10 protein-coding genes are annotated in these 19439 nt (G+C 35.3%); 3 read left to right on the top strand and 7 right to left on the bottom strand.

All coding sequences use genetic code 11. From position 1 onward, the window contains the following. Positions 1 to 647: 647 nt before the first annotated feature. Both SLW70_RS04555 and SLW70_RS04550 read right to left on the bottom strand, forming a co-directional pair. Positions 648 to 1307 (bottom strand): hypothetical protein, encoded by a 660-nt coding sequence (locus SLW70_RS04555; protein WP_320890849.1) that lies wholly within the window; start codon positions 1305 to 1307, stop codon positions 648 to 650. 2052 nt (positions 1308 to 3359) lie between these two features. Continuing rightward, complete coding sequence (locus tag SLW70_RS04550) at positions 3360 to 3758, bottom strand: hypothetical protein (protein WP_320890847.1); 399 nt, start codon at positions 3756 to 3758, stop codon at positions 3360 to 3362. A gap of 118 nt (positions 3759 to 3876) precedes the next feature. Between SLW70_RS04550 and SLW70_RS04545 the strand changes: the two genes are divergently transcribed. Then, a complete protein-coding gene (locus SLW70_RS04545) occupies positions 3877 to 5421 on the top strand; it encodes an IS1182 family transposase (RefSeq protein WP_320888459.1) in 1545 nt (514 codons plus the stop codon). Positions 5422 to 5651: 230 nt separating this feature from the next. Here SLW70_RS04545 and SLW70_RS04540 read toward each other — a convergent pair whose 3' ends face one another. From SLW70_RS04540 to SLW70_RS04525, 4 genes are all read right to left on the bottom strand, one after another. Continuing rightward, positions 5652 to 7463, bottom strand: a complete 1812-nt coding sequence (locus tag SLW70_RS04540; protein WP_320890846.1) for an AAA family ATPase — start codon at positions 7461 to 7463, stop codon at positions 5652 to 5654. 306 nt (positions 7464 to 7769) lie between these two features. Next, a complete protein-coding gene (locus tag SLW70_RS04535) occupies positions 7770 to 10394 on the bottom strand; it encodes an MGH1-like glycoside hydrolase domain-containing protein (protein WP_320890845.1) in 2625 nt (874 codons plus the stop codon). 227 nt (positions 10395 to 10621) lie between these two features. Continuing rightward, positions 10622 to 11458 carry a mechanosensitive ion channel family protein gene (locus tag SLW70_RS04530; RefSeq protein ID WP_320890843.1) on the bottom strand — a complete coding sequence of 279 codons (837 nt, stop codon included), beginning with the start codon at positions 11456 to 11458 and terminating at the stop codon, positions 10622 to 10624. A gap of 271 nt (positions 11459 to 11729) precedes the next feature. Next, on the bottom strand, positions 11730 to 14123 hold the full coding sequence (locus SLW70_RS04525; RefSeq protein WP_320890842.1) for an efflux RND transporter permease subunit: 2394 nt from the start codon (positions 14121 to 14123) through the stop codon (positions 11730 to 11732). A 194-nt stretch (positions 14124 to 14317) separates the two neighbouring features. On the opposite strand from SLW70_RS04525, the gene SLW70_RS04520 reads away from it, so the two are divergent. Together SLW70_RS04520 and SLW70_RS04515 are read left to right on the top strand one after the other, a co-directional pair. Continuing rightward, the gene (locus SLW70_RS04520) at positions 14318 to 16588 is read left to right on the top strand and encodes a cation:proton antiporter (protein ID WP_320891750.1); all 2271 of its coding nucleotides are present in this window, start codon (positions 14318 to 14320) and stop codon (positions 16586 to 16588) included. Positions 16589 to 16590: 2 nt separating this feature from the next. Then, positions 16591 to 16920: a multidrug efflux SMR transporter gene (locus tag SLW70_RS04515; RefSeq protein WP_320890841.1), complete on the top strand. Its 330-nt coding sequence runs from the start codon at positions 16591 to 16593 to the stop codon at positions 16918 to 16920. Here the strand turns inward: SLW70_RS04515 and SLW70_RS04510 are convergent. Further along, the gene (locus tag SLW70_RS04510; RefSeq protein WP_320890839.1) at positions 16917 to 19430 is read right to left on the bottom strand and encodes a DUF5686 family protein; all 2514 of its coding nucleotides are present in this window, start codon (positions 19428 to 19430) and stop codon (positions 16917 to 16919) included. The two genes, SLW70_RS04515 and SLW70_RS04510, sit on opposite strands and share 4 nt — an antisense overlap. Positions 19431 to 19439: the final 9 nt, after the last annotated feature.

The raw sequence follows: 19439 nt of genomic DNA, 5'->3' as shown, positions 1-19439 counted from the left end.
CAATAACGATTAAAATAAGTTCCTTTCTCAGACACAAATATAATTCATTTTTTCAAAGGATTTTGTCACAATAAAGTTAATTAGGAGCTATTTCCAGCTATCCGCTATATCTTTTACTTTTGAAAAAAAAGTAAAAGGATGCCGCTTCTATCTGGGCTAGGGATTTGTGGAATCATCGTTTATCATCACAAAATTATTCTCAAGATTTATTATTTCACAAAGACACACTAAGGAAACACAGAGCGTCACGAAGGTTTTAAATGGATGAATGTTTTACAGACGATTTATATGTCGTCCCTACGGGACTTTATAATATATATCAATATTATTTCCCCCGAAATAAATTTCGGGGCTATAAGATATGTCGTTCCTACGGAACTTTACCATGTAAATCGGGGATAGAAATTCAATTCTTTTTTACGGGCATGTACAAGAGCCTTGGGCTCGGCTCCTATTGTAGGGATGGATTTTAATCCATCCACAATTGAAGGTCATGTCTAATCCACAACGTTTGTTATTCCCTAGGAATCTCAGGATTAGTGAGCGGTTTGTTTGAGACGCTTACAGTCTGACATAAACAGTCTAAAATCTAAGTGCAGAATTTGATAATCTTTGTTAGCACGAATAATAAATTCACGCTAACAGATTTAATAAGTTAAGGTATATGTTAAATTTTCAAATTTCTTTGGGTTTAAAATAAAACTTCCTGAATTAAGGATATCAGAATTGCTATTAAATGTTTTATACAAAACCCAATCTACCTTGTTTTCTTCATTACCAAATAACCTAAATACCTTATTTGAATTATTTATTGCTTGAATATATTCTCGTACAAACTGTAATTCCCCATTAATTATTATAAAAAAAGTACTTGAACTTGGGTATACAGCATCTGTTTTAAAATTAACATTTACCCATGCTTCAGGATGAATTATATACTCAAAATCACCGTAATTGTTTAATTGTTTTGACCAATACATTGGCTTTTCTATAGTGACTTTTTCGAATGCCTTTTTAGGAAAACTACAGTTACAGCTACCATTACTATCGGTTACACATGATGATAACAATATTTCATTTATACAACCTACATACTGATCATAACCCTTACAATAATAAGTACTAAACTTTACCCCCGGCAAAGGCAAATTAGTTTTATACTCTTTAACTTTAATTGCAACCTTTTCGCCTAAATTATCACCTGAAAGTAAATCCAAGTTTTTATCTGACGAGCATTTTATGTTAAAAAATAAAAAAATAAAAATCGATATGTATAAAATATACTTTTTCATTTTACAAGACGACATTAATAATATACAACTACGAAATGAATTTGATTTTAGTATAAAAAACAACAAGCTAATTTAAGAAATTAAAAACAAATAAGTTGTTAAAATACTGACCATAAGATAATTAAGTTAACTGCCCCTGACAGGAGCGGCATCCTTGTGGCGGCGGGCGGGTACGAGTTAGAAACTCACACTAGCCTTTATATTTATCTATGCTTGTGTCAGCTGAGTATTTCACAAAGGCACACTAAGAAAACACAGAGCGTCACGAAGGTTATTAATGGATGAATGTTGTACAGACGATTTATATGTCGTCCCTACGGGACTTTATAATACATATCAATATTATTTCCCCCGAAATAAATTTCGGGGCTATAAGATATGTCGTTCCTACGGAACTTTCCCATCTAAATCGGGGATAGAAATTCAATTCTTTTTTACGGACATGTACAAGAGCCGTAGGCTCGGCTCATATTGTAGGGATGGATTTTAATCCATCCACAATTGATGGCCATGTCTAATCCACACAGTTTGTCATTTCGTAGGAACCTAAGGCTTTGTATGCGCTTTGTATGAGACGCTTAGAGCGTGACAAAGATTGGTTATATTTTATATAGCGTATTTGCCAATCTTTGTGGGTACGAGTTAGAAACTCGCACTAGCCTCTTATATTTATCTATGCTTGCGTCAGCTGAGTATTTCACAAAGACACACTAAGGAAACACAGAGCGTCACTAAGGTTTTTAATCAATGAATGTTGTACAGACGATTTATATGTCGTCCCTACGGGACTTTATAATACATATCAATATCATTTTCCCCGAAATAAATTTCGGGGCTACAAAATATGTCGTTCCTACGGAACTTTCCCATGTAAATCGGGGATAGAAATTCAATTCTTTTTTACGGACATGTACAAGAGCCGTAGGCTCGGCTCATATTGTAGGGATGGATTTTAATCCGTCCACAATTGATGGCCATGTCTAATCCACACAGTTTGTCATTTCGTAGGAATCTAAGGCTTTGTATGCGCTTTGTATGAGACGCTTAGAGCGTGACAAAGATTGGTTATAATCTAAGTAGAATATTTACCAATCTTTGTGGGTACGAGTTAGAAACTCGCACTAGCCTCTTATATTTATCTATGCTTGCGTCAGCTGAGTATTTCACAAAGGCACACTAAGAAAACACAGAGCGTCACGAAGGTTATTAATGGATGAATGTTGTACAGACGATTTATATGTCGTCCCTACGGGACTTTATAATACATATCAATATTATTTCCCCCGAAATAAATTTCGGGGCTATAAGATATGTCGTTCCTACGGAACTTTCCCATTTAAATCGGGGATAGAAATTCAATTCTTTTTTACGGACATGTACAAGAGCCGTAGGCTCGGCTCATATTGTAGGGATGGATTTTAATCCATCCACAATTGATGGCCATGTCTAATCCACACAGTTTGTCATTTCGAAGGAATCTCAGGCTTTGTATGCGCTTTGTATGAGACGCTTAGAGCGTGACAAAGATTGGAAATATTTTATGTAGCGTAATTGCCAATCTTTATGGGTACGAGTTAGAAACTCGCACTAGCCTTTTATATTAATCTATACTTGCGCCAGCTGGGGCTACAAGATATGTCGTTCCTACGGAACTTTCCCATGTAAATCGGGGATAGAAATTCAATTCTTTTTTACGGACATGTACAAGAGCCGTAGGCTCGGCTCATATTGTAGGGATGGATTTTAATCCGTCCACAATTGATGGCCATGTCTAATCCACACAGTTTGTCATTTCGTAGGAATCTAAGGCTTTGTATGCGCTTTGTATGAGACGCTTAGAGCGTGACAAAGATTGGAAATATTTTATGTAGCGTATTTGCTAATCTTTGCGGGTACGAGTTAGAAACTCGCACTAGCCTTTATATTTATCTATGCTTGCGCCAGCTGGGGATTAAAGATGCGTAATTTTTCGGTTAAACACAAAATTTGCAAATACAAAACCAACTTTCCATTAATCCTAAAACCCCAATCTTGCCAAACGGCTGTTACATGCAGCTTTACTACTATTTAGTTCTTTTTTCCTCGGACTTTATCTCTTTCTTTTTCGTAAAATTTTGCGTCGGCTCTTTTTCCATCTGCTGCAGCTTTCGTACTTGCATCACTTAGTTGTCTTGCTGCTTCATTACGCTGTGCCTCGGTCATGTTCTTTCCTTTGCCATCAATTGAATTTGCATCCTTAATTGTTTTAGCCGTTTCTTTAGCTGTTGGAGAAACATTGTTCTTTCCGTCTTTCACTTTGCTATCTTTGCCATTTCTATCAGCGTTTCCACCACCACCTTCTCGACCACTTTTAGCTCCAGCAGGAGCTCGACCTGCTCCAGCAGGCTCACGACTAGGACCTTCTTGGGCACTTGCTAATATTGTTGTCAAAGCAAAACATAAGAATAAAAATACTGTCTTTTTCATATTTAGTTATTTAGTTTAAAGTTGCATGTAACGTCAGTCTGTGAAAAAACTAACATTTATTTCCATCAAATATAAGTAAATAATTTTATTGTTAGCAAGAAAAGTTGTATGTTTAAATATGCAACATATCACAGGAATTCCTCGTAACCAAATGGTGTTTTCTAGTTTCGAAGACACTATTTTACCCAATAATCCCGTTCGTTTTGTAGATGCTTTTGTGGAGGCATTAGATATGGAATCTTTGGGTTTTACTGTTCAGACTCTGAAAGTCGAGGGTCGCCCCAGCTTTGATACTAAAATCTTCCTTAAAATCTATTTATATGGCTATTTGAACGGGCTTAGAAGTTCACGAAAACTCGAAAAAGAATGTGTAAGAAACATCGAATTGCAATGGCTTTTGTGTGGTCTTATGCCGAATTACCACAGTATTTCGGATTTTAGAAAACAGAATCCATCAGGATTGCGAAAACTCTTCAAACTCTTTGTTTCCTTTCTTAAAGATACCGATTTAATAGCAGGCGAAATCATCGCTATTGATGGCACAAAAAGCAGAGCACACAATAGCAAGAAAGCTAATTTTAGCCAAAAGAAAATAGAACGACATTTGGCTTATATCGAAGAAAAAACACAAGAATATTTAGCGCAATTAGACCAAAACGACTCGCAAGATAATGGGATTTCAATTGCTAACATTCAAGATAAAATAGAACGATTAAAGCAGAATAAAATAGGCTATGAGCTACTAGAAGAAAAACTAAAAGCTAGTGGAGAGCCTCAGATAAGTACCACCGATGAAGATGCTCGAGCCTTATTGGTTCAAGGCGTAGTGGTAGAAGTAAGCTACAACATACAAGCGGCGGTAGATAGCAAACACAACTTGGTTGTTGCCACTCATACTATCAATCGGAATGATCTCAACGCTTTGGGAGCTATTGCTGTTGAAGCAAAAGAAAATTTGGGAGTAAAAACCTTTACCGCTTTGGTTGACAAAGGCTATCATAATGGTAGAGAAATCACTCAATGTAAAAACCACAATATCACCACCATTGTCGCACATCCTACCCCAGGAAGAGCTAAAGATAGTGTTACCCAACCAGACTATTTAGTGGCTCAATTTCAGTACAATAAATTAGATGACACGTATACCTGTCCCCAAGGAGAAACCTTAAAAACAACAGGAAGATGGCATAAAAAAAGTGGTCGAACAGAACAAAGTGGTTACCTATTTAAGAAATACCGAACACCAGCCTGCAAGGATTGTCCCGTAAAACACCTTTGTACCAGTAGAGCGGGAGGACGGGAAATAGACCGAAGCGAATATGCCGATGCCGTAGAAGAAAACAACCAGCGTTATCAAGAAAACCCACAACTGTACCGAACTAGGCAGGAGATTAACGAGCATATCTTCGGGACTATTAAGAGACAATGGGGGTATAACCACACCAATTTAACGGGACTGGAAAAAGTAAATGGCGAACATAGTCTAATTATGCTTGTCTATAACATCAAACGCACGATAAATATTCTTGGCGTTCCCGATTTGATTGATAAAATCAAGAACTGGAAGTCACCTTACAAGGCAAAAACCTTGTTTTTACTAAAAACGACTTATTTAAAGTTAAATACAGCCTCCAATTTTTATCAACTGAAATTTACAGCCTAAAAAAAAGAGCCTTCTTAAAAAGGCTTTATTGGGGTTGTAGTACTGTATAATTTATGGATTTTTGGAGAAAATAGAGGTTTTTTCACAGCCTGACGTTATGTCGCTTGGCGAGGTTGCGAAATTCGTAACCTTATATTTTCTGTTAAAGATAAAATTTCTTGCGAAACGTGAACGTGAATCTACCACAAAATTAGCAATCTTGCCAAACGGCTGTTGTAGCCAGTACTTTTCTACACAATACTTAATAGGTCAGTGAACATTTCTGTAAATTCATGTTTTTCAACACCATTATCGTTATACTTTTCAACTTCTCTTATTTGGTTTACTGTCATAAGAGTCCAATAGTCTTCAAGTACATTTTGTTTTCTAGATATTTTTTGAGCTGCTATTAATACTTTGGCGTCGCAAGTATCGGTAAAAGTAAAGGTACTTCCAGCTGGTAAATTAAGAACATCAAGATGTATATAATTTTCAGGTTCACGCTTTAATGTTAGATATGCTTTTACTCCCTTATCTTTTAATTCTTGGATTGTGTTAACGTTGGCTTGTTCTTCATTTGTGCCTTTATCAGAATCCAATATAACACCATAAGGAATTGCAAATTGTTCGATAAGACGAAGTGTTGTCCAATGTTTTAAATTACCACAACCTCCAATAGGAACTATTGCTATTCTTTTATCTTCAAATGTATGTGTAATGTGACCTCCACTTTTAAGTTGAGTAGCTGTATGGTTTACAAATGCAACATCACTTTTACCTTCTACTAACAAAATTGCATTTGCATTTTTAGAAATAGGGTCAGCTAAAATGCCTAATGTATCAGCAACTTTTATAAATACATCTTCAGTCCCCAACTCCACAGTTCTATCATTTCCATTCTTTTGAATAAAACGCAAACTATTCAGTGGAATTAAGCCAGCTAGGGCAGGAGTATGTGTTGTTAAGATTATTTGAGAATTACCTGTATTTGATAATTCTTTAAATGCTTCAATAAGCATTTCTTGATGGTCAGGATGTTGAGAGGTTTCAGGCTCTTCAAAGGCAAAAATTATTTGATTACCTTGATTTTGAGCTCTCAATCTTTCAGCTTCCGCTCTAAAGAAGTTTAGTAGAATTAGTCGACGAATTCCGCTACCTCGCTTGTTAATTGGTATGTCTTCTTCAGATTTTATAGTTAATTTAAATTGCGAATCAAATTTTGGTTCGGTTTTAAATTCGGGAATTAGTGCATTTGCTAACTCAGGAGACATTTCTCTAAGTTTTTCTAATGTTCTATTTGCTGTATCGATAGCTTTATTTCTAACCTGTTCTTTTATATATTCAAGTTCTGCTGTTAATTCAGATAAAGCTTGTTGAACAGCAATTTTCATCGGGTCAGTTACTTCTTTATCATCATCTTTACTTTGTCTGTCTGATTGAAAAAGAGCGTATAACGGTAAATAAGATTTTAAAGTGTCAAAGACTTTTTTGGTATCTTCTTTATCAACTAGCAATTCTGTTTCTTGTAGTTCGAGATTCTCGAATGAGTTCCAAATAGCAAGGCGAATTGATGAATTTATATTTCCATTAAAATTTTCCGATGGAATATTTAAGGTTTGAGTAGCTCTTTGTTTTAGTTCAGTTTTTTTAAGAGTTAATAAATCATTTCCATTTTCAATTGTTGGGTGATTACAAATTATGTATACTTTCTCTTTTGGTTTCGCAGCTGTGGCTGGAAATACCTTTTTAATTTCAAGCCTATTTTCCGAATTTAGTAAGTATTCAGCAGCAAGACTTGTAGGATTTGCTGCATCAATTATTAAATCATCTGGGAAGCCTGAAAATACACAAGATATTTCAATTTGATTGTTATCGGCATTAACATTTAAATCTTCTCTTTCACAGGAAACTAGTGAATTATTGAAAAATATTTCTAGAGCTTCCAGAATTGTAGATTTGCCGGCATCGTTTTTTCCAATAAATGCTGTCAAGTTAGAAACTGGAATTATAGTTTCAGATTGATAACCTCTAAAGTTTTTGATTTTTATAGTTTCTAATTTCATACAGTTTTTTTAGTATTGGCTACAACTTGTATATACTCGCTACAAAGTAGCGACAATTCACCTGATTTTGGGTAGATTCTCGCTATAATGAAGCGCATTAATATTTCTCCAAATATATAAAAAACATCCAAACAAAAACAGAATTTTCTCACTAGCCCTGATTGAGGCGGCATCCTCGTAGTGAAACGGAGAGATACAGCCGAAAGCAGGAACAATCATTCCTGAAAATGCCAAATCTTCTGCGCCTAAAACAAAAAAATCCCGTTTACCAAGGCAAACGGGATTGTGAATTTTATGCTTAAATCTTTAATTCTTCTCTAGGTCTAGGATTAAGTTGGCTATAAGGGCTGTCCATCCTGTTTGGTGGGAAGCGCCAAGTCCTTTACCCGTATCACCATCAAAGAACTCATAGAACATATGCTCGTTTCTGAAATGTTCGTCTTTGGCGAAATGGTTTTCTAGGTCATCCGAATGGTATTGGAATTTACCCTCTGAATTACGTTCGAAAAGCTTGATTAAGCGTTTCGTCAATTCGTTAGCGATTTCCTTTAGGTTCATTTTTACACCTGAACCGGTTGGGAATTCATAAACGTAGGTTGGGCCGTAGAAGGTATAGTATTTACGCAAAGACGTAATAATCATATAATTCAGTGGCATCCAGATAGGACCACGCCAGTTAGAGTTACCACCAAACATATTCGAACGGCTTTCGCCTGGTTCGTACTGAATGCGGTGATGCCCTTCGTTTCCAAATATAAAAGGATTTTCCTCATGGTATTTTGACAGTGAACGGATTCCATAATCTGAAAGGAACTCTTTTTCGTCCAATAAACGCACTAGAAGGTGTTCCAACCTAAATCCACGCATGATAGAAAATAGATAATTCCCCTCTTCATTTGCGCTTTCTAAGTTCGAAATTAAGGAAGCCAAATCTGGGCGGGTTCTGATGATTTCGTTAGCACGTCTTCGGAAGTCTTTTAATTCTTCGAATAGGTTTTTATTCATGATTTCGACTGCAAACAATGGAATAACTCCCACTAATGAGCGTACTCTCAAACGTTCTGCACTGCCATCAGCCATTTCGACTACATCATAGTAGAAATTGTCTTCATCATCCCAAAGCGAAATATCTTTTTTACCAATATGGTGCATCGCCCAAGCAATGTTCAAGAAATGACGGAAAAACTTAGCCGATACTTCTTCGTATATTTTGTTAGTTTTGGCTAATTCTAGCGACATGCGCAACATATTCAAAGAGAACATCGCCATCCAGCTCGTAGCATCAGCTTGTTGCATTTTTTTGATTCCCTCAGGCATGTGGTTTCTATCAAAAACCCCAATGTTATCCAGACCCAAAAATCCGCCTTCAAACAAATCAGTACCACTGGTATCTTTTTGGTTTACCCACCAAGTAAAGTTGATCAAGAGTTTTTGAAAGGCTTTTTCAAGAAATGCTGTATCTGCTTTTCCTGTGCGTTCTTTGTCTTTGTCATAAACCGTCCAAACAGCCCAAGAGTGAACAGGAGGATTCACATCGCTAAAATTCCATTCGTAAGCTGGAATTTGGCCATTAGGGTGCATATAACTTTCTTGTAGGACTAGCAACAGTTGTTGTTTGGCAAAACAAGGATCGATTTCGACAAAAGAGGCCATGTGAAAAGCCAAATCCCAAGCGGCATACCAAGGATATTCCCATTTGTCGGGCATCGAAATAATATGGCGGTTATTAAGGTGTTGCCAGCTATAATTACGGGAGTCCTTACTTCTATGAGTAGGATCTTCGTCCGTTCCTCCAAAAATCCATTTGTGTATGTTGTAGTAATAAAACTGCTTGGTCCACAACAAACCTGAGAAAGCGCTTTTTGCAATGGCTTGGTGCTCCTTAGGAATGTCTTTGCTTATGACACCATCATAAAAGGTTTCGCATTCTTTTTTTCTTGCTTCAAATAGATTGTCAAAATCAGTCCAAGGATTTTCTAAAGCAACATTGCTCAAACGTATTTTGATGCTCTTTTCTTCCCCTGCTTTTAGTTCTAATTTATGCCAAATAGCTGCTTTGGTCCCCAGTTTTTCGGGATTTACAGTTGCATCTCCATTTATAACGTGATTGTTAATTCCGTCTTTGACGTATTCGTATTCATTAGGAGCGTGATAAATACGTTCGTTATTGGTTTCGTTTTCGCAGAAAAGTTGTTCGCCCTTGTTATGGTACAAATAATAATCGCCGTTTCGGGTACTTCTAGAAAGTATTGTATTTTCAGAAACCGAATGCATATTCGGTCTCGGATGCCTGTTGTTGTGTTTCCAGAAATTACGGAACCAAAGATGCGGCAATACATGTATCTCTGCCGTGTCTTTTCCTCTATTGACCACCGTCACTTTCATCAAGATATCATCAATATCAGCTTTTGCATATTCGATAAAACAATCAAAATAAGCATTATCTTTAAAGCTATCAGTATCCAGAAGTTCAAACTCTGCATCTTCACGACCGCGAATATTGTTTTGTATTATTTCCTCATAAGGAAATTCATTCTGAGGATATTTATATAGATATTTATTATAGGAATGCGTTGGCGTTGAAATCTGATGAAAATAAAGTTCCTTAACATCTTCTCCGTGATTTCCTTGGTTATTGGTAAGCCCAAATAAACGTTCTTTTATAATCGGATCTTTTCCGTTCCAAAAAGCGGGTGCCAAGCACAAAATTTCACGGGAGTCGCAAAAACCACCAATCCCTTCTTCACCCCATCGATATGCATTACTACGGGCTTTATCATGGTTGATAAATTCCCATGCATTACCGTCGTTGCTATAATCTTCACGGACAGTTCCCCATTGTCTTTCGGCCAAATATGGGCCCCATTTTTTCCAATTTTTGTAATTGTTAGCAACAGCTAATTTATCTGTTTCAGACATTGTATGAGCCATATTTTTTACGTACTAGTTAAGTGGTATTTATGTTATAAAACCCTTTTTTAAATCTTCTTTATTAGGTTGATTTAATTTTGGTCATTAATAAAAATAAGGAATTTATTTCGCAATTGACTAGCCTATTGAAAACTATTATCTAATTGTTTATATAGCTAGAATTCTTTTTGTGATTCGAAAAAAAAACAGCCTTTTTTTATGGAACCGCTATTGTAATAATTGAAATTTTAGCTGTTGTTTTGAACGTGAACATCCATTTGTGGAAATGGGATATTTAAGTTGTAATCAGCAAACTTAGTATATACTTTTTCATTCATATCAAAGAATACTCCCCAATAATCAGGACCATCAACCCAAACTCTCACTGTAAAATTTACAGAACTATCAGCAAGTTCCGAAAGACCAATGAAAGGCGCAGGCTCTTTTAAAATTCGTGCATCATCAGCAATAAAATCATTGATAGCTCTTTTAAAATTTTCTACATCATCGCCATAAGCAATTCCAAATGTCCAGTCGACTCTTCGGGTAGGTTCAGCAGAAAAGTTTGTCAAGGCACCTGTCGAAAGAGGTCCATTAGGGATAATCACTAATTTTTTATCAGAGGTATTTAACATGGTGGCAAAAATGCTAATCTCTTTTACGGTTCCTACATACCCTTGTGCTTCTATAAAATCTCCAATTTTGAATGGTTTAAGAATTAAAATAATAACTCCACCAGCAAAATTCTGAAGTGTTCCAGATAACGCCATACCTACAGCCAAACCAGCCGCACCAATGATAGCTACAAACGAGGTCATTTGTATACCAATCATTCCCATGACAGTGATGGCTACTAATGCTTTTAAGACAATATTTGTTATGCTTGTTAAAAACGGAACCAGAGATTGATCCATTTTAGATTTCTCTAATGATTTCCCAACGGCTTTAGTGACTATTCTTGTAACCCATAATCCAATTACCAATACTATAATTCCCCCTATTAATTTAGGAGCGTATTCAAAACCAAAGTCGGTTATTTTATCAAAATATTTGTTTACAACAGTTACTTGCTGGTCTATTTCCATATTAATTAGATTTTTATTTTCTATTAGTTAGGCTTTTCGATTTTGCCCCGTTTTTTGAGTGGTTGCTGGACTCCACTTTTGAAATCATTAGCATGCCTTGAAGATGTTCAAATGATAGAATTTCACTTATTGAGTTTACTGCAAGATTTGAACGAAATCAAAGCGCAAAGATACTTATTTAAAAGCGAAACATAATAAAAGCTGGTTATTTTGCATGATTAAGCCCGTTGCAACGACGGGCTTAGCATATAAATCATAACCATTTTGTATTTTATTTATCTTCAATAGTACTCAAAACATCAATCGTAGGTTCTTTGAATTCTTGTTCATTAGCCAAGGTTTTATTTAACGTTAAAACCAAACAAGGCAATAGCATTAAGTTGGACAACATTCCAAAACCTAAGGTCATCGCAATTAAACCTCCCAAGGCCACAGTACCTCCAAATTCGGACAATAGAAAAACAGAGAAACCCGCAAAAAGCACTACCGAAGTATAGAACATACTCACACCCGCTTCTCGAATGGTTGCGAAAACAGATTTTTTAATCTTCCATTTGTTATTAGTAAGTTCTTGGCGGTATTGAGCCAAAAAGTGAATCGTATCATCAACCGATAATCCAAAGGCAATACTAAAAACCAATATCGTTGAAGGCTTCAACGGAATTCCAAAATACCCCATTAATCCTGCGGTAATCACCAGCGGTAATAAATTTGGAATTACCGACACTATTACCATCTTGAATGAACGGAACATGAAAACCATCAGTAAGCAAATCAAGAAAATAGCAAAAAGCAAAGACATTAATAAATTCTCCAATAGGTATTTTGTTCCTTTTTCAAAAACCAAAGCTTTACCTGTCATCACTACATCATAACGGTCTTTAGGGAAAATCTCATTGGTTTTAGCCAGAAGCTTTTCTTCAATTTTAGCCATATTTCCTGTTCCAATATCTTTCATAAAAGTGGTGATTCTAGCCGTTTGTCCCGTGCTGTCCACATAACTTTTCATGATATTGTTTTTGGTGTCTTTGGTCGCGTTTTTGGCGTAGCTCAAAATAAAACTTTGCTCCTGTGAAGAAGGCAATTCATAATAGTCAGGATTACCATTATAGTAAGCTTGTTTTGAATATTTGACCAAATTTAAAATAGAAATAGGCTTTGATAATTCTGGAATCTCCTCAATCGTTTTTTGCAATTCATCCATCTTTCGAAGAGTCGAAGCTTTCATCACTCCTTTTTTCCTTTTGGTATCAATAGTAATTTCAAGCGGCATTACACCATTGAATTCCTCTTCGAAAAACAAAATATCTTTGAAAAAACTCGTGTTTTGAGGCATGTCTTCAATCAAACTCCCTGATGTTTTAATTTTTAGTGCTCCAAATGAACTAATGATAAATAAAACAACCGCAACAGCATACACATATCGACGGTTGTATTTTACCATTTTTTCAATCCATTGAATGAAAACTTTGGTATAATTACGACTTAAATGTTCTAAATGCTTATCCTTAGGAACTGGTTGATAGCTATAATAAATTGGAATGGTAATCAGGCACAAAAAGAACAAGGCCATAATACTCAACGAAGAAATAATTCCAAATTCTTTCAGCAATTCACTATTAGTGATGATAAAGGTTGCAAAACCAGCTGCTGTGGTCAAGTTAGTCATTAAGGTCGCTGTACCTACTTTGGTAATTACACGTTGCAAAGAACGCGCTTTGTTTCCGTGAGCGACATATTCTTGTTGGTATTTGTTGGTGAGAAAAATACAGTTGGGAATCCCAATAACAATTACTAATGTTGGCACTAATGCGGTAAGAACTGTAATTTGATAATGAAACAATCCAAGCAATCCAAAAGTCCACATCACACCTACTATGACTATTAGTATCGCAATTAAAGTGGCTCTAAATGAACGGAAGAAGAAAAAGAATATCATCGAAGTAATCAAAAGGGATACACCAATGAACAAACTTATTTCATCCAGAATACTAAGTGCATTTAGCGTACGGATATAAGGCATACCCGAAACCCGCAAATCAATGCCTGTTTCTTTTTCGAAAGCTTCAATTTTTGGAATAAAATCATTTACAATATAGGTTTTTCGAGCTGCGGTATTCACAATTTCCTTGTCCATATATATCGCAGAACGAAGGGTACCATTATTTTTGTTGAATAACAGTCCCTCATAAAAAGGCATGTTTTCAAACAAGTCTTTTTTGATGGTATTCAAATAAGCGGTAGAATTTGTTTTTTTGACATCCACAAAAGGAACCATCTCAAAAGTTTGAAGAGAATCATTTTTTTTGAGTTGCTTCAAATCATTGATGGATACGACCAAATCAATTTCTTTATGATTCTTGATATCAGTCATCAATTTGTTCCAAGCAGCAAATGCTTTGGGAGTAAAAAACGCATCGTCTTTGACCCCTACAACAATCAGATTTCCTTCTTCACCAAATTTATCTAAAAAAGCATTGTATTCATTGTTAATACTATTATCATCAGGAAGTAAGTTAGCTTCACTGAATGAAAACTGAATGTTTTTCCATTGCAAAGCCAAGAAAACGGTGATGACTATGATGAAACCAAGTATGGCAAGTCTGTTTTTAAGTACAATTCTAGCGATAAATTCCCAAAACCCTACTTTAAATAATTTTTTCATATAATGTTTAAAATGGGTGCAAATGTAGTGAAAACCACCCCGAAAGCGTAATTTACACCTAAATTTTAAATCAAATTTAGGGTTTTACAGAGGTTTTCGAGAACTAAAAAAGAAAATTTTAGGCATGTAAAACATATTGGAGAATTTAGCATCTTTGTGGTGGATTTAAATACTAATATTTAGGTATCATGGAGTTGAAAAATTATAAAAACACCTTGTTCTATATAGGTGTCACTGGCGGTTTTACCGCTTTGATATATTGGATATTAAACAAAGGAAAATTACTTGAAGCTAAGGAAAAAATAGCGATTGTATCTAACGAAAATGACTCATGGAAAGACTTCCTTGATTCGATGGCGCATAACTTCCAAGATCCACTAGCTATATTGCTAGCTCAAATTGTCATGATTATCTTGACAGCTCGTTTTTTTGGCTGGATATTTAAACGTATTGGTCAGCCTACCGTTATTGGTGAAATCATTGCTGGAATCGTACTGGGCCCCTCCTTAGTGGGGATGTATTTTCCCGAATTTTCGGCCGCTTTGTTTCCAATGGAATCATTAGGGAATTTGAAATTTCTAAGCCAAATAGGATTAATCCTTTTCATGTTTGTCATTGGAATGGAATTAGACATAAAAGTTTTAAAGAATAAGGCTAGCGAAGCGATTGTGATTAGCCATGCCAGTATTGTTATACCATTTGCAATGGGGATTGGACTGTCTTATTTTGTCTACAATCAATTTGCGCCTGCAGGTGTCGAATTCCTTTCTTTTAGCTTATTCATGGGAATCGCTATGAGTATTACCGCTTTTCCTGTTTTAGCCCGTATTGTTCAAGAACGTGGCATTCATAAAACACGATTGGGAGCTATTGTAATTACTTGTGCAGCAGCCGATGACATTACTGCTTGGTGTTTACTTGCTGTGGTAATTGCCATTGTAAAAGCAGGTGACTTTGTTGGTTCGTTATATGTAATTTCCTTAGCACTACTCTATGTTTTGGCGATGATTTATATCGTTAAACCTTTTTTAAAACGCATTGGAGATTTATACGCAGAGAAAGAGACTATCGGAAAACCTGTGATGGCGATTTTCTTTTTGTTGTTAATCTTATCTTCATATGCTACTGAAGTGATTGGAATTCACGCCTTGTTCGGCGCCTTTATGATGGGTTCCATTATGCCAGATCTTTCTAAATTCCGATTGATATTTATTGAAAAAGTAGAAGATGTATCTGTTATTCTACTCTTGCCTTTGTTCTTTGTTTATACTGGATTAAATACACAAGTAGGCTTAATCAATGATGCGTATTTATGGAAAGTCACGGCTGCTATTATTGTAGTTGCAGTGATTGGAAAGTTTCTTGGAAGCGCTTTGGCAGCAAAATTTGTAGGCCAAAATTGGCATGATAGCTTGACCATTGGCGCCTTAATGAACACCCGAGGATTAATGGAATTAATTGTTCTGAATATTGGTTTGGAACTAAAAGTATTAACTCCCGAGGTATTTACGATGATGGTAATAATGGCATTGGTCACAACTTTTATGACAGGTCCGGCATTGAATTTACTTGATTTTCTTTTCAAAAAGAACCGCGAAACGGAACTAGAAGAAGAAATAGATAGCGACAAATACCGTGTCTTGATTTCTTTTGGAAACATCGAAAAAGGAAAATCATTATTGCGATTAGCCAATAATTTGACCAAAAAACAAAAAACAACTTCCTCTCTAACGGCTTTGCATTTATCTCAAAGTGACGAACTGCATTCCTTTAACATGGAAGAAATTGAAAAAGAGAGCTTTGAACCAATTTTTGAGGAATCCAACCAACTAGGACTTGAGATAGACCCTATTTTCAGGGTAACTAGCGATATCGAAACTGAAATTGCAGATATCGCCAATCAAGGTGATTTTGATTTGCTTTTAGTAGGCTTAGGAAAATCAATTTTTGAAGGAACGCTTTTAGGAAAAGTAATTGGTTTCACAACTCGTATAATAAATCCGGATCGATTGATTGATAAGTTTAAAGGAAAAGAAGGCTTGTTTGAAAACTCCCCTTTCGATGAACGAACTAGGCAGATTGTAACCAAAACCAAGAAACCTCTAGGAATCTTAATCGACAATGAGTTTCAGGATGCCAATCATGTTTTTGTGCCAATTTTAAAATCAGATGACTCTGTTTTGATTGATTATGTTCAAAAATTAATCTTTAATAACAACTCCAAAGTCACTGTTTTAGACATGTATGGCTTTGCTAAAAACAATTTTGTAATTCAAAGCGCTATTGTCTCTTTATTACAAAAATACCCTAATAACATCAGTGTCATTACCGAAAAAGGCATTAATGTCACATTTTTAAACCAACAGGATTTAATGCTAATTAGTTTAGAAAGTTGGAAAACAATTTTGGGAACAAACAACGATTGGTTGATTGATGTACCATCGGTATTAATTATCAAACCTTAATAATGAGTTGGATTTTATTAATCATTGGAGGATTATTTGAAGTGGCTTTTGCTTCTTGTTTAGGCAAAGCCAAAGAAACATCTGGTGCCGAATCTACTTATTGGATGTTAGGATTTTTAGCTTCACTAAGCATTAGCATGTTTTTACTGTACAAAGCCACTCAGGTACTACCAATCGGAACAGCCTATGCTGTTTGGACTGGGATTGGTGCTGTAGGAACGGTTTTGGTTGGTATTTTTATTTTCAAAGAACCTGCTACTTTTTGGAGAATCTTTTTTATATCGACACTGATTTGTTCTATTATTGGATTAAAATATGTGTCAAGCCACTAAAGCCCTAAATTCAACACAAAACTCAACTTGATAGCGATATTATCTTCAAATTTAGCCAACTGATTTGGGCCATAGCGATAAAAAGCAGATAGTCCTAACCCATTAAATATTTGGTTGAGTTCCAATCCAGATTCAAAAAAACCATCGTTTAAGGTTTTATAATCTAGTCCTACATGCTGTTCAGGTTTTTCAAGATTTCCCCAAGCCATTCTAGAAACCAAAACAAAGGAAGGCTTTACCTTTGAAAATAATTTCACCCTATTAAAACTGTGCTTGAATTGAAAAGACACAAATTCACTAGAGAAAAATTCATTAAAATACATGGTTTCAAAACTGTTTTTACCGGCAAAGGTAACACGTTGCATAATGGTCTCCTTAGTAATATTATTAGGTGATGTATTGTATAAATGTGTAAGTGGCACATCACCTAAAGCATATCCTGCTTGCAATAGTAGATTGGTTTTTTGACCATTCAAATATTTCTTTTCATACTCTGTTTTAAAATCAAACTTGCTAAACTGAAAGTCATTTTGAAAGAATTTCGGCAATGCTTGGGTGTATTGAAAAGTAAATTTTGGAAATCGTTTTTCGATTTCAATCTTTCCAGTAGGTGTTTGCATATAATCACTAAAAGGATTCCATTGTAAGGATACTTTAGCGGTCGTCATTTCAAAATAAGAGTACAACTTACTATTCAAATTATACGCGTAATCAAATTTTGGTTCGACCTGCGTATAGGACAGCTCCCAAATGCTTTCTGTTTTAGGAATGATAGCTGTTTCAATATAAGTCCGCCAACTCACATAGTTATAGAAAGTACTAATATTAATTGGTCGAGGGTCATAGAGTTTGAATGGAACTTTATCAATCAAAAATAATGTACTGGCAATTTCGCGCACATCATCAGTATAGGAAGCACCAATCCAAGAATTCGAAAATTTACCGATACGTACGGCACTTCCAAGATGGTATTTAAAAATTCCGTCCTTGGTCCCATAAGCACTATAGCCATCGATTTTGAATTTTCTAGAAAATTGCTCGTTGGTCACTCCTCCAAAACCAAATCGGAAGCCTTCGTAATTATTGTATCTAAAAATTTTGCGTAAATCAATATCAAAATACGGCACTGGCAAATAACCATTAATAATTTTTCGGCCAAAGCGCACTTTACTTTCAATACGCTTTTTGAGCGCTAGGCTATCTAAGGATAGATAGGTTTTTTGCTCTCGAAGATTTAGTTTATCTATCCGATAGGAATCCCAAAATTGCTCCGACTTATTAAGTGCATCATCTTTGATTTCGATCGAAATAAATGATTTTTTGACTTCAAATGAAGTATTGTACTGGACATCAAAATTATTAGTTTTGGAAAGCAAATACACATAATCTGAAGGCTGTTTCTTCCGCGCTTTAAAATTTTCTTCATAGTCCCCATCAAACTGAATCGTTCCTCCTAAAATTTTGATATCATCGTCATTTTTCCCTTTTACAATCTTAAAGGTTTTATTCATTGGAAACCAAATCCCTTGCTCAGGAACATATTTAAATTCATGAGTTCCACTGATATCCAACACTCCCTTGATACGCATAATGGCTTTAGCAATGGCATAACTTTGTTGGTCTACAAAAAGGACACCTTCAAGCCCCGAAGCTTTACTTTTCTTTTTGTTTTTAAAATGAATCATATAAGTGGGACGACCATCAATAGCAATACTATCCAGTAAGCTATACCTATAGTCTAAAAGTGCATCATTTGCAATTGGACTGTTGTATTGCGTTTCAAAAAGTTCGTAATTAGAATCATAAACAGAAAAAGATTGTAAGTTGAAACCAATAACTTCATAGATAGGATGCTTTAAACCTGCCATTTGTGTTCCTAAAATAGTCTCCTTTAAAGACTTATTTTTAAATTGAAATCGAGAAACTTTCTCCGTTTGAAACAAATGATGTTTGCTTATTAGCTCTTTAAATTTATAATTAGTAGAATCAATTTTATTAAAAACTGTTCGTCCTTTTTTAATGGTGAATAAGGAATCTAATTTCCCGTTAATAGAGTCTGGATGAGCTGTAACAATGAGTTTATTGTAAGCTTTGAATTCAAAACTACTAAGTTTGTCCTTGGGGTTGTTCTTGCTTTTATTTGCAATGGTTTTTTTTATAATTTCAATTACGTCCCCGTTTTTAGAATTTGAAACCTGAGCTGATTTGTCCTTTTTAGGCTGAAGAAAGACAGTGTAGAACTTTTTGTCATTGATGATAGAAACCTTTGATTTCAGGTACCCTATAGAAGTAACTTCAAAATAGTTGCTGTCATTATAATTCGTAATAATAAATTTCCCATCAACATCCCCTATTATGCTTTGATTACCATTTTTTATGGTTACAAACGGCAAAACTTTAAACGTGTCCGCATCTTTTACGACCCCAATCAAACTATTTTGTGAATAGCTAAAGGCTGTAAAAAACAAAAACAACAAGGGAATTAGAAATATTTGCTTGAAATTTTTCAAATTTTCATA

Origin of the sequence: Flavobacterium sp. NG2, assembly GCF_034119845.1 — a bacterium.
GTDB lineage: Bacteria > Bacteroidota > Bacteroidia > Flavobacteriales > Flavobacteriaceae > Flavobacterium.
The sequence above is the reverse complement of the archived record's forward strand: the minus strand, read 5'-3'. Positions and strand labels throughout refer to the sequence as shown.

What these genes read in the sequence shown, in the direction of transcription:
- SLW70_RS04555 (WP_320890849.1), bottom strand. Translation starts at nt 1,307, where the DNA reads ATGTCGTCTTGTAAAATGAAAAAGTATATTTTATACATATCGATTTTT.
- SLW70_RS04550 (WP_320890847.1), bottom strand. Translation starts at nt 3,758, where the DNA reads ATGAAAAAGACAGTATTTTTATTCTTATGTTTTGCTTTGACAACAATA.
- SLW70_RS04545 (WP_320888459.1), top strand. Translation starts at nt 3,877, where the DNA reads ATGCAACATATCACAGGAATTCCTCGTAACCAAATGGTGTTTTCTAGT.
- SLW70_RS04540 (WP_320890846.1), bottom strand. Translation starts at nt 7,463, where the DNA reads ATGAAATTAGAAACTATAAAAATCAAAAACTTTAGAGGTTATCAATCT.
- SLW70_RS04535 (WP_320890845.1), bottom strand. Translation starts at nt 10,394, where the DNA reads ATGGCTCATACAATGTCTGAAACAGATAAATTAGCTGTTGCTAACAAT.
- SLW70_RS04530 (WP_320890843.1), bottom strand. Translation starts at nt 11,458, where the DNA reads ATGGAAATAGACCAGCAAGTAACTGTTGTAAACAAATATTTTGATAAA.
- SLW70_RS04525 (WP_320890842.1), bottom strand. Translation starts at nt 14,123, where the DNA reads ATGAAAAAATTATTTAAAGTAGGGTTTTGGGAATTTATCGCTAGAATT.
- SLW70_RS04515 (WP_320890841.1), top strand. Translation starts at nt 16,591, where the DNA reads ATGAGTTGGATTTTATTAATCATTGGAGGATTATTTGAAGTGGCTTTT.